Annotated in this window: 11 protein-coding genes; 2 read left to right on the top strand and 9 right to left on the bottom strand. The window is 70.5% G+C overall.

What is annotated here, in order from left to right:
* The 9 genes from OU994_RS16450 to OU994_RS16410 form a co-directional block, all read right to left on the bottom strand.
* Nucleotides 1-708 carry a hypothetical protein gene (locus tag OU994_RS16450; protein ID WP_281606728.1) on the bottom strand — a complete coding sequence of 236 codons (708 nt, stop codon included), beginning with the start codon at nucleotides 706-708 and terminating at the stop codon, nucleotides 1-3.
* 60 nt (nucleotides 709-768) lie between these two features.
* Entirely contained in the window at nucleotides 769-1,767 is a 999-nt protein-coding gene (locus OU994_RS16445; protein WP_281606727.1) for a hypothetical protein, read from the bottom strand.
* A complete protein-coding gene (locus OU994_RS16440) occupies nucleotides 1,764-2,819 on the bottom strand; it encodes an aminotransferase class I/II-fold pyridoxal phosphate-dependent enzyme (RefSeq protein WP_281606726.1) in 1,056 nt (351 codons plus the stop codon). Before OU994_RS16440 ends, OU994_RS16445 begins: the two co-directional genes overlap by 4 nt.
* Nucleotides 2,820-2,826: 7 nt before the next feature.
* Nucleotides 2,827-5,046 carry a carboxypeptidase-like regulatory domain-containing protein gene (locus tag OU994_RS16435; RefSeq protein WP_281606725.1) on the bottom strand — a complete coding sequence of 740 codons (2,220 nt, stop codon included), beginning with the start codon at nucleotides 5,044-5,046 and terminating at the stop codon, nucleotides 2,827-2,829.
* Nucleotides 5,047-5,055: 9 nt separating this feature from the next.
* Complete coding sequence (locus tag OU994_RS16430) at nucleotides 5,056-6,444, bottom strand: hypothetical protein (protein ID WP_281606724.1); 1,389 nt, start codon at nucleotides 6,442-6,444, stop codon at nucleotides 5,056-5,058.
* 5 nt (nucleotides 6,445-6,449) lie between these two features.
* A complete protein-coding gene (locus OU994_RS16425; protein WP_281606723.1) occupies nucleotides 6,450-7,193 on the bottom strand; it encodes a hypothetical protein in 744 nt (247 codons plus the stop codon).
* A gap of 157 nt (nucleotides 7,194-7,350) precedes the next feature.
* Nucleotides 7,351-7,959: a hypothetical protein gene (locus OU994_RS16420; protein ID WP_281606722.1), complete on the bottom strand. Its 609-nt coding sequence runs from the start codon at nucleotides 7,957-7,959 to the stop codon at nucleotides 7,351-7,353.
* 181 nt (nucleotides 7,960-8,140) lie between these two features.
* Nucleotides 8,141-9,046, bottom strand: a complete 906-nt coding sequence (locus tag OU994_RS16415; RefSeq protein ID WP_281606721.1) for an intradiol ring-cleavage dioxygenase — start codon at nucleotides 9,044-9,046, stop codon at nucleotides 8,141-8,143.
* Between the two features lie 26 nt (nucleotides 9,047-9,072).
* The gene (locus tag OU994_RS16410; RefSeq protein WP_281606720.1) at nucleotides 9,073-9,639 is read right to left on the bottom strand and encodes a Spy/CpxP family protein refolding chaperone; all 567 of its coding nucleotides are present in this window, start codon (nucleotides 9,637-9,639) and stop codon (nucleotides 9,073-9,075) included.
* Nucleotides 9,640-9,830: 191 nt separating this feature from the next.
* Between OU994_RS16410 and OU994_RS16405 the strand changes: the two genes are divergently transcribed.
* Together OU994_RS16405 and OU994_RS16400 are read left to right on the top strand one after the other, a co-directional pair.
* The gene (locus tag OU994_RS16405) at nucleotides 9,831-10,520 is read left to right on the top strand and encodes a response regulator transcription factor (protein ID WP_131145952.1); all 690 of its coding nucleotides are present in this window, start codon (nucleotides 9,831-9,833) and stop codon (nucleotides 10,518-10,520) included.
* A gap of 1 nt (nucleotide 10,521) precedes the next feature.
* Nucleotides 10,522-11,997: an ATP-binding protein gene (locus tag OU994_RS16400; RefSeq protein ID WP_281606719.1), complete on the top strand. Its 1,476-nt coding sequence runs from the start codon at nucleotides 10,522-10,524 to the stop codon at nucleotides 11,995-11,997.
* Nucleotides 11,998-12,033 lie beyond the last annotated feature (36 nt).

The following is a 12,033-nucleotide window of genomic DNA, read 5'->3' as shown; positions in this document are numbered from 1 at the left end:
CTACAGCCGCGCCGATGGCACATGCTGCCGCATCGCCGACAGCAGCGCGGCGCGCACCGCGGCCGGGCTGCCATCGCCCTCCACGGCGTGCTGCGCGGCGCTGCCGGCCACGCGCACGAAGCGGCGCGCCATTTCCAGTTCGGCCTGTTCCGGGTCCATGCCTTCCGCCTCCATCTCGAGCGCGCTGGCCAGCGCGGAACCGGCCGCCTTGCCGATCATCGTGCCGACTCCGGGGATCGGGATCATCGAGCCGAGCGCGCCGCCGACGAAGGGCAGCGCCGTCTTGGCAATGCCCTTCAGCACGCCGCCCAGCGGCTTGGCCACCTTGGCCACCGCCGAGCCGACCTTCTTGATGCCCTTCCATGCCTTCTTGAACAGGCCGCCGATGAACTGGTCCAGCTCTTCCTCGCTGGCGACCGACAGCAGCTCCATCGCCAGCTCCATCTCCTCCGCTTCCGAGAACGGCCCTTCGTACTCGCCGAAGCCGCCGGATTCGCCAGTGAATTCACCATTGAATTCGCCATTGAACTCGCCACTGAGTTCGCCACTGAGTTCGTCACCAAGCTCGCCATTGAACTCCCCATTGGATTCCCCGGCGATGCCGCTGCCGAATTCCGCGCCGAGGCCGGCCGCGAACGGCAATACCTCGAACGCTCCCTGTGACCGGCACTTGCCGCACGTGCCGCAACTGCATTGTGATGCACCCATGTCCGCCTCCATCGTCCGTGTTCCGCTGCTGCTTCCGTTGCTGGCCGGCCGCGCCCGCGGCTAGCCCCAGCCCATCAGCTCCATTTCCAGTTCCGCGTTCTGGTTCGTCAGCACGCCCGGGTGGTTGCGCAGCATCGACCGGTTGATCGCCATTTCGATGTTGCGCCGGACCGCCTCGGGCCGGGTGCTCTCCGCGATGTACACGTGGTGCCCCGTCACCGGCAATCCCAGCACTGTCGCGCCCAGCCTGTGCCGGGAGATCCGCTCATGCAGGTTGCCGGTCTGGCCGCTGTAGGCCTTCCACGCGTTGCCCTTCCTGAACGTGATCAGGTAGAAGCCGGGCCGCCTCGGCAGCCCCAGGTTGCGCACGTTGTCCAGGGTGCCCTTGTGCTGGAAGGCGGGTGCTTCCGTCGCCAGCGACCGGATCACGCTGCGCAGCGTGGCGGGCATCTCGTCCTGCGGGCCGGCATCGCCGCCGCCATCATCCGTGGCGGGCAGGTCGATCGGCTCGAAGGCGGGCGCCGGCTCGCCCCCGGCCGGTTCGTCCTGCGGGGCAGCATCCTGCACCGGCAGCGGATAGCCCATCGGTTCGCTGACCATCACGCCACCCGGCCAGCCACCGTAAAACGGCCCCCAGTACGGCCCGCGCGGCCAGCGGCCCGGCCTCGGCCCCGGCCTGGGTCCCGGTCGCGGCCCGGGGCGGGGACCGGTAGGAGGCGCCGGCCGCCCCTGCGGGCGAGAAGGCCGCGCCACCGGTCCCTGCCCCGGCCGGCCGCCGGCACGGTAGACCGGCCGGGCATTCCCACGCCCCGTGTTGCCGCGTCCGCTATTGCCCCGGCCCGTGCTACCGCGCCCCATGCTGCCCCGGCCGCCGCCCCTGCCCCCCATCGACATGCGGCCGCGCTCATCCTCGAACTCGCCGCCCCAGCCTTCGTCTCCCCCTATCCATTCGCCGGCCAGGCCTGCACCGCCCGCCCCTTCTCCAGCCAATTCGCCCGCCGATTCACCCGCCGCGAACGGCAGGGTCTCGAACTGCTCGTTCATCGATTGCCCGTTCATGCCAGCTCCTTCACGTGATGCCGCAGGGCGTGCGCCGCCCGTGCGATGTCCGCCTTCGTGTGGTCCGCGCGCAGCAGGAACGCCAGCAGCGCCGCGCCGCCCCTGCACTGCGGTACCGCCAACACCCCGTCGCGCCGCAGCGCCGCGTGCGCCGCCGCCAGGTCCAGCCAGCGCGGCAGCCGCACCGCCTGGACGGGGAATGCGCCGCCCTCGGTGACGATGCCCTGCTCCGCCAGCGCGCCGCGGAACTGCCCGATCCGCTGCCGCAGTGCGGCGCGCAGCGCGTCGCCGCACACCCTGTTCAGCTCCAGCGCATGCCGGGCAGCGACCACGGTCGCCACCGGGGGCGGGCTGGCATGCAGGCGGGTGTCGCTGACGGCTTCGAAATGCCGCACCAGCGCCGCGCTGCCGGCCAGTACCGCGAGGGGCACGCCGAAGCCCTTCGCCAGCGATGCGCCCACCAGCACCGGCGCCCCCGCCAGGCCGTGAGCGACGATGGAACCGCCGCCACGCGGCCCCAGCACGCCCAGCGCCTGGGTATCGTCCAGCAGCAGCAGGCCCTCCGCGCCTGCCGCCAGCGCCGCGTAGCTTGCCAGCGGCGGCGCGCCGGCACGGTCCGGGTAGTAGCCATCGGCCAGCACCAGCGGACGGCGGCCAAGCTGCCGCGCCAGTGCCACCATGCTTGCCAGCTCGGCCAGGGCGCCGCTGCGAAACACCCGCAACGGCAGGCCCATGCCGGCGGCCCGTTCGGCGCCCCAGCGCGCCACCGGATAGGCCGCGCCGTCCACCAGCACCATGTACGGCCTGCCATGCCGTTCCTGCCCCAGCATGCCGAACACGTCCCAGAACAGGTGCAGCGTCGACGGCAGCAAGGTCGCCGCCGCGCAGCCCTGCAAGGCCGCCAGCTCACGCGCCACCGCGCGCGCGCCCGGCACTTCGGCCAGCGCCGCCGGCTTGCCCAGCGTGAGCGCCGGCCAGTCGTCCAGCGCGGCCCGGCCATGCCGCAGGCCCAGGTACAGGGCGCTGGTGAAATCCGCCGCGGCCGCGCCCACCCGCCGCTCACATCGCCGAGCGCTGTTGCTGCCGCGCCAGGCGCTGGCGCAGCAGGACCGATGGCAGCGTGGCTTCCTCGGCCGGGTTGGCCGCGTCGATCGACAGGTCGACGCCGGTGGCGGCGCGGTAGGCGTGGATATAGCCCTGCGCCTGCGGCCGCCAGAAGCGCGCCCAGTTGAAGGCCTGCGTGGCTTCGTACACGTCGCTCCAGTGGCCGAAGCGGATCGACAGCAGCAGCTGCTCGCCGAAGATCGCCAGGTTACGGAAGTGCATCACGCTGGTATCGCTCCACAGCTGCAGCTTCTTCATCGCGTCGACCCGGTCCATCCACGGTTCCGGATAGGCCACCATCACCCGGGTCGGCAGGAATTCGCGGAACTCCGGCCGCGCCAGCAGCCATTGCTGCATCAGCATCTCGATGCGCGCGGTCGACGGCAGGTCGCCGTACTGGTTGTGCGCCCCCTGCGACAGGATCAGGTGCACTTCCTTCAGCGCGTTCAGGATCGGGAACGCATCGGCCTTGACGGTGGTGTCGTCGTCCTGCCGGTAGAAGCTGGTGAGCAGCCGCAGCAGGTGATGGAAGGCTTCCAGGAACTTCGAGCGGCTGTCGGCCGGGCGCATGTTGCGCACCGCCTTGCCGTCGAGCCGGATGCCGTAGTGGTGGTCGTACTCGTAATTGCGCCGCACCACGGTGAGCCGGTGCTGTTCATCCTGCGTGTAACCCCACAGCAGGTTGTTCAGTGGGCGCAGCATGTCGATCTCGGTATTGGCCAGCGGGTCCGAGACCAGCGGCGAGCGCAGGTTCTGGAAGCGCTGCGTGATCACGTTCATGGTCTGCACCAGCATGCCTTCTTCCTGCCAGTAGCTCCAGATCAGCTCGATCAGGCAGGGGTTCGACAGCCTGTCCTGGATGATGCCGAAGCACAGTTCCGCCTCGTCGCAATGGCCGGAACCGGACGGAATCACCGGCACGTCCGGCAGCTTGCGCCGGATCACGGCGAGGTACGGCAGCATTTCCGTGCCGCCCACCGATTCCAGGTAATCCTGCACCAGCGTGTCGCGCAGGTCGCCGCTGGCCGGGATGTCGCGCCGGTCCAGGTAGGCGTTGTCGTTGACGGGATCGAACGCGAACGGTTCGCGCAGCACGCCGCAGTTGACCATCACGAAAGCCTCGGTGGCCGCCTTCAGCACCCGGTACGATTCCGAGTCCGTGAACGGCAGCGCGCGCCGGTGCTTCAGCGACTGGAACACGGAAGACTTCTTGCCGAAGCGGGTGCGCTCGAACGGCGCGTTGGCCGGATCGGCGGGCGGCACGCAGAACAGCTGGTCGAGGAAGTCCATGTAATTGTTGAAGGACAGCGCCTCGGTGCTGTTGCGGATCAGCGTCCACAGCGCCAGGTCCGGCGTGGCCTCGGTCTCGGTCCGTGTCAGCGCCACGCCGATATTGCCGGAGATGGGCTGCGCCGGCCGCTCTTCGGCCACGAACGCGCCGCTCACGGCCAGCTTCGCGCCGCCCGTGATGCCCGAAGGTACCAGGCTCGGCGTGCCGATCACCTGGCCGGCGCGGCGGGCGAACACCAGCCGGCCGATGAAATCATGCCGGCCCGGCTTGCGGATCATCTGGCCGGCGGAATAGAGGTTGCCATCTTCCGGCTGCCACGGCCCATCCGCTTCCAGCCCGACACGGTCGGTGACGGCGCTGCTGCCGTCGCTGCCCTGGAAGCGCACCACCGCAATGGCCCGGCTCCCGACGACCGGGTCCCTGGTGCGCGCGCAGGTGGCCGACTGCTCGAACTCGAACGTGACCGCGGGGCCGATCGGCAGGCGGATGTCCATCTTCAGCACCGTATCGGCGTCCACCTCGCCACCCTCGAAGCGGTACACGTCCGGGCCGTCGGCCGGCGTGACGTGGTCGTACAGCGCGAAATACAGGCCGGGTTCCAGCCCCTCGAACGTGACGATGCCTTGCGGCCCGGTCGGCACGTCGAGCAGCTGGTCGTGGTCCTGCGGCCGCCAGTCGGCACACTCGTCCCGCGTCCACGAGCGGAACGTGGGGCCGTCCACGTCCCGGGCGCGAAACAGCCGGATCGTGGCGCCAACCAGCGGCCGGCCGGTGACCTGGTCCGTTACCTTCACTTCGATCGTGCCCCGGCCTTCCACGATCGCCACCACCGTCACGGCGGCCACCGCGGCAGGGGCACCCTTCGCCAATTTCCTCGTACTCATGTCGCTCTCCTAGAAACGTGATTCACCTGTCGTCAGTGCCGCGCCGCTGCGTCCGGCCAAGCCCACCATGGCGCCCCGTACCGCCGTTCTCACCGAGGACTGCACCGCGCCGTTTACCGTGATAGCGCGCCGTCCCCCATCCTCCAGCGCGCTGCGCATCGCCCAGTGCGTGAGCAGGCGCGCCAGCAGCACGCTTTCATCCTCCGGCGCCAGCAGGCCATCCGCGCGCGCCTGGCCGATCACCGCCAGCACCAGCGAGGGCGCACTGTCGTACATGCGCTGCGGCGCCGCGTGCCACCAGCGAAACAGCCGCGCCAGCCGCGCCGGCTGCCGCTCGGCCACCGCCATCGCTTCCTTCAGCGAGGCGCCGCCCAGCGCGCGCGGCCGGTGATGGGCCAGCAGGCCGGCCATCGCCGGCAGGCTCGCCGTCAACTGTTCCAGCAGCAGCCGGTCGGGCGGCGCCAGGCCGTCGAGCGGATAGAAGGCATCCCACAGCCGCTCGATGCGCGTCCATTGCGGGTGCGGATACAGCAGCCGGCCCAGTGCGCAACTGAGTTTCACGCGCAGCCAGGGCACCGGATGCGGATCGTCGCCGTTCAGCCGGAACACGAACACGCGCGGCAGCGACAGCACGCCGATCAGCCCCAGCGTGGCGACCACGCCGACCCGGGCCAGCGACCAGAAATCGGCCACCACCTCGGAAATCCACCGTTCCCACAGCCGCCACACGTGCCCCGGGCCGCTGCCGCCATGCTGCAGGGCCTGCAGCACGGGCCGCAGCGAGTTGACCAGGTCGAGCAGCGCTGCGCCCTGGTGCCCGACTTCATGCACCAGCGACGAGGCGATGCTGCTGCCGATCATCCGCTCGCGCGGCACGCGGATGATGGCGACCGGGTTCTCGCCGCCGCCCGGCAGCCGCGTGCGGGCGCGCCGGATGGCGGCGCCGGGACCCCGGTCCAGGTAGCACACCAGCGGCGGGGAGTCGAAATAGCCGCCGGGCAGGCGCAGCGCATCGCGCGACACGGTATCGAGTCCCGCCAGCCAGACGCCGTTGCCGTGTTCGCTGCGCTGGGTGACCACGTCGATGAAGAGGTCGAACTGCGTCAGCGCGGCATTGAATTTCAGGCGCAGGAAGGTGAAGCGCCGCTGCGCGTCCGCCACCGAGACTCGCCTTGCTGCCGGCCCGCGCAGCCATTCCAGGAAGCGCCGCACCATCTGGCGCAGTTCGCGCCGGCCCAGCGTCAGGTGCCGTTCGATCGCCGCCTGCGCCGCGGCCGGCAGCGCCGCCGCCGGCACCATCGGCTCGATCAGCACGAAGGGCTGCATGCGGTCGACCCGGTTCAGCAGCGAGCGCGCTTCCTGCGCCAGCATCCAGGCGGCATAGGCACCGATGGCCATGGCCGTCAGGCGCCGTACAGCACGATCTTGCGGCCCTGGCGCATCCAGCGGCCGGTATTGGCGCGCCCGCCGCTGCCGCCAGCGCGCCCTTGCCCCGACCCCGTGCCCTGGCCGCCCTGCCCGCCGCGCCCCTGCCCCTGGCCCTGGCCCTGGCCCTGCGCTTGTCCCTGAGTCAGCAAACCCGGCGCGAACTGCTTCGCCGCCGCCGTGGCGGCTTGCTGGGCGATCTGGCGCGGGTCGCCGCCGCGTGCCTGGGCGGCACGGTTCACCGTGTCGGCGGCGATCTTCACGAAGGTCTTGGCGCCTTCGAATTCACGGTCCTCGCCGGACATCTCGCCTTCCGCTTCCAGCCCCAGCGCATTGCCGGCCGCCGAGGCCAGGCCGCTGCCGATCTTCGCGCCGAGCGGGCCGCCGAAATAGCCGCCGATCGCGCCGCCGGCCATCGGCAGCGCCTTCTTCGCCACGCCTTTCAGCACGCCGCCGACGGCTTGGCCGACAGGCGACTTGATGATGTTGCCGGCCACCGAGGCGGCCTTCTTCAGGAAACTGCCGAGGAACTGGTCCAGTTCCTGTTCGTTCGTGACCGACAGCAGTTCGTTGGCCAGTTCCATTTCATCGGCCTCGGACAGCAGGCCGCCGCCCTCGCCGGTCCATTCGCCCTGGCCGAATTCGTACTGTTCCATTTCATAGCCGCTGCCGCCGCCAAATTCCTGGCCGTATTCCAGGGTCGTGCGATCGATGTCATGCATGATGAGCTCCCGTTGATCCAGTTGATCCCGCTTGGTTCCCCAATGAATTGCCGCTTGCTTCCCGCTTGCTTCCCGCTTGCTTCCCGCCTGATTCCCCTTCCGTCCCGCCAAACATCAGATACAACACATCAATACCGGAACGGCCGCACCGCCCCGCCTACAAATCGATCACCTGGATGCGCCGGCCCCGCCGCCGCCAGTTGCCGGACAGCGGCGCGGCGGCACGCTGCCGCAGCAGCCCCGGCGCATTGCGGCGCGCGGCCTGCATCAGGCCCTGTTGCGTGGCCTGCCCGGCCGGCTGGCCCACCCGCGCCAGCGCCTGCCGCGTGGCATCCACGGCCAGCCGCACGAACTGCCGGGCCACCTCGAATTCCTTGTCCTCGGGCGACAGCCCTTCCAGCTCCAGCCCGAACACGCCGGACGCCTTGCGTTTCAGGTCGGCCGGGGCGCGCGTGGCGTCCAGCGGAAAGACCATCCGGGCGGCCCGGTGCAGCACGCGCAGGACCGGTTCGCGCAAGGCACGCTGCCGCGCATCCGCGGCCGGCCCGACGAGATCGGCCAGCACCGGCGCCAGCTCATCGGCCGTGCGCGCTTCCAGGAGCCGCGCGGCGAAATCCAGTTCGCCGAATTCCCCGCCGATGCGGTCGGGCCATGGCGCCTGCGCTTCCCCGTCCGACGGCAGCTCCAGTTCCGGCTTGAAGTCGAGCAGGCGGCGGTCGGCCGGTCCCTGCCAGGCGATCCGTGTGGCGGCAAGTCGGTGGTCCATGGCGGGCTCCCCGTGGAGTGCGGCCCGATGCCGCACGTACCACGGGTAAGTGCAAGCGCCATGCCAGGCGTTTCCGGGGAGGAGATGGCGCAGTGGGCGAAAACGGCTTCGCCCCGCGGCGGGCGCGGGGCGAAATCGGCGAAACGAAGTTCGCCGGGAGGGTGCCAGGCAGGCTGGGGGATCAGGCGACCACGGCGACCGTCAGCGTGGCCACGTAGCCATCGGTGGCGTTGCCCGTCACCGTGGCCAGCTGCAGCGTGTAGCCGTCGCTGAAGATATTGTCGGTGGCGAAGCTGATCTGCGCCAGGTTGCGCACGCTGGCGCTGTAGCCGGCGGTGGCATAGACCTGGTTGCAGACATCGGCCGGGAAGGCGAACTGGGACGTCTTGATGCGGTTCGCCGCGCTGGACGCCCTGGCCAGCGTGGGATACACCTCGAAGTGCACGTGCGGCATGCGCCCCGCGTAGCAGCCGGGGAAAATGGTGGTGAAGGTGATGTCGCCGTTGCCATCCGCTTCCTGCACGCCGCGCAGGTAGTTCTGGTTCGTCACCCCGCTGGAATACAGCGAGTAGTTGCCGTCGCGGTCGCAATGCCAAAGGTACACGGCGAACCCGTCGGCCGCGGCGCAGCTGTTGTTGGCGTTCACGATGTGCAGCTTGATGGTCAGCGGCACGCCGGCCGCCGTGCCGCTCATGCCGCCGAAGCTGGCGCGGATGTCGCTGCGCACCACGCCACTCTGCGCCAGCACGTTGACCACGCCGCTGCCGTTGCTGTTGGTGCCGTCGGCCGGATACGGGCCGCCGGTTTCCTCGGGAATGACCGTGCAGCTGCCGCTGGCGGTCGTGCTGCCCGATCCCGTGGAGGTGGTACCCGGCGCCGTGGTCCCTGTGGACGTGGTCCCCGTGGTCGTGGTGCCGGTCGTGCCGGTGCCGGTGGTGCTGGCTGCCGAATCCGAAGACCCGCCGCAGCCGAGCATCGGCAGCGAGGCGGCGCCCGCCAGCAGCCAGCGCAGCGACTGGCGCCGCCCGGCCGCGGTGTGCAGCATGGTCTGGAGGTCTTCTTCGAGGCTGTGGCCGTGTTGTGCCATGGCTTGCTCCTTGTCGTTATCGGGTGTCATTGCTCGGCGGGCCGCGGTCCACGCCCGTCGCGGCGCTCCGCCAGCGTCTTGCGCTGTTCGGCGCTCAGCACGGCCAGCACCTTCTGTTCGGTGCGCAGGTGCGACAGCGTGATGTTGGCTTCCGCCTGCGCCGCGGCCTGGGCCAGTTTCACGGCGGCGGCATCGTCGTACCGGACGGCGCCATGCAGGCCGGACAGGGCCCGGTCGGCCTTGTCGCGAGCCTTCGCCTGGTCGCGCAGGTACGGCACCTGCCCATGGACGATGGCGAAGATCTTGTCCTGCTGAGCCTCGCTCAGGGCGATGCCGCGCAGGTAGGGGGGCACGCCGTCGAAGCCCCGGCCGGCATCCGGGCCATCGCCTGGGCCGTCGCCACGCGGCCCGTCTTCGCCATGCATGGCCGGGCCGGGACCGCGGTGCTCGTCCGCGCGCGGGCCGTTGCGTGGACCATCGTGCCGGCTGTCTTCCAGGCGTTCGTCGCCGCTGCCCCGGGCCAGCGCCGCCAGCGGCAGGGCCAGCACGGCGGCAAGCAGGAATCGTTGCAGGTTTGGTGTTGTATTGTTCATCAGCGCTCCTTCGGTGACAGGGAAGCCGCCATTCTGCGAGGGCGCCATGTAAAGCGCGGTAAGGCAGGGGTAAAACCGCGTAAAGGGCCCCGGAGAACGCGGCTGTAAAAGCGGGTAAAAACCGCCGCGGCGCCGCCGGTTGCGCAGGGTGGACTGCTATCATGGCCGTTTTGCAGCCTGATGAAGAAGCGATGAGCAAGGTCCTGTTGATCGACGACGATGTCGAACTGGTAAGCATGTTCCAGGAATACCTGGAACAGGAAGGATTCGACGTGACGACGGCCCACGATGGCGAAGCCGGCACGGCGGCGGCCCTGACGGGGCAGCACGCGATCGCCATCCTCGATGTGATGATGCCGCGCATGAACGGGCTGGAAACGCTGCGGCGCATCCGCGCGGCCAGCCGCATGCCGATCCTGATGCTGACCGCGCGCGGCGACGATACCGACCGCATCGTGGGCCTGGAACTGGGCGCGGACGATTACGTGACCAAGCCATGCACGCCGCGCGAGCTGACGGCGCGCATCCGCGCGATCCTGCGCCGCACGGCCGGCACCCCGATGGACCAGCTGGCATCGGCCCCGCTGGTGGTCGGCCAGCTGACGATGTGGCCGGAACAGCGCCGCGCCGCCTGGGCCGGCACCACGGTGGAACTGACCAGCACCGAATTCAACCTGCTCGAAGTGCTGGCCCGCCATGCCGGCAAGCCGGTCAGCAAGAACATCCTGTCCGAGCAGGGACTGGGCCGGCCGATGGCCCGCTTCGACCGCAACATCGACGTGCACCTGTCCAGCCTGCGCCACAAGCTGGGCACGCTGGCCGACGGCCGCTCCTGCCTGCAGACCGTCTACCGGATGGGTTACCAGCTGATCAAGGATTGACGTGGGCCGGCTGTTCTGGAAGTTCTTCCTGTCGATCCTGCTCGCGCAGCTGGCGGCCACGGTGGCCATCGGCGGCGCCCTCTGGCTGAAGAACCGCGCCGCGCAACAGGAACGGCGGCCTGCCATCGACACCAGCCCGCCCGCCGCGATGGCGATCGAATCGGCCGCCGCCACGCTGGAATTCGGCGGGCCGCAGGCGCTGGGCCGCCTGCTGGAGAACATGGACCGCCACCGCGTGTTCGCTGTCGACGACCTGGGCAAGGAACTGCTGGGGCGCATCGTCAATCCGGTGCAGGTGGCTGCCGCGCGGGCGGTGCTCGACAACGGCGATACCCGCGTGGTGCGCCGGATCACGCTGCCGAACGGCCGGCGCTACCTGCTGTTCCTGCCCGCGCAGGACCGGTTGACGCCCCTGTACAGCGGCGATGCGCGGCCCCTGCTGGCCGGCGCGGGCATGCCGATGCCGGAAGTCGGCCCGCGCGCCCCGGGCCTGCGGCCGGGCTTCCCGCAGGGAGTGGCACGTCCGTATCCGGGCACGCCCGGTCCGATGCCGGGTCCGGATGGTCCGCGCGGCCGCTTCCAGCCGCTGACGCCCTTCATTCCGCTGGCCGCCGCCCTGGTAGCCAGCCTGCTGTTCGCCGCGTTGCTGGCCTGGTATTTTTCCCGCCCCATCCGCGCCTTGCGCCAGGCCTTCGAAGCCGCCTCGCAGGGCGACCTGGCGCCCCGCTTCGCCGGCGCGGGCCGGCGCGGCGACGAGCTGGCGGACCTCGGCCGCGATTTCGACCGCATGACGGCGCGGCTGCGCAACCTGATGGATGGCCAGCGCCGCCTGCTGCACGACGTGTCGCACGAGCTGCGCTCGCCGCTGGCGCGGCTCCAGGCGGCCATCGGGCTGGCGCACCAGAACCCGGCGCGGATGGCGGCGTCGTTCGGGCGCATCGAACGGGAGAGCGTGCGCATGGACAAGCTGGTCGATGAACTGCTCACTTTGTCGCGGCTGGAGGCGGGGGCGCTGTCGGGCACGCGCGAGGAAATCGACGTGGCCGAACTGCTGCACGGGATCGTCGGCGATGCGCAGTTCGAGGCCACGGCCCAGGGCCGCACGGTGGCCGCGCGCGGCATGGCCGACGTGGTGCTGCTCGGCCAGCCGGACCTGCTGGCGCGCGCCATCGAGAACGTGGTGCGCAACGCGATCAAGCACAGCCCGGCGGGGGAAACCATCGTTGTCGAGGGCACCGTGGAGGGCGGCACGCTGCGCATCCGCGTGCTGGACCGCGGGCCCGGCGTGGCACCGCAGGACCTGCGGACCATCTTCGAGCCCTTCTTCCGCAGCAGCGGCACCGAAAAGGACGTCGAGGGCCATGGCCTGGGCCTGGCGATCGCCCGGCAGGTGGTGCAGCAGCACGGCGGCACGATCGGCGCCGCGAACCGGGATGGCGGCGGCCTGTGCGTGGAGATCGCGCTGCCGCTGGATTGAGCGCCGGCCCGCCGCCGCAAGCGGCAGGCTTCCGCA

Origin of the sequence: Pseudoduganella sp. SL102 (genome assembly GCF_027856995.1) — a bacterium.
In the GTDB taxonomy this organism is placed as follows: Bacteria; Pseudomonadota; Gammaproteobacteria; order Burkholderiales; family Burkholderiaceae_D; genus Rugamonas; species Rugamonas albidiflava.
Note: the sequence above shows the minus strand (reverse complement) of the source record. Positions and strands in the feature narration are given on the sequence as shown.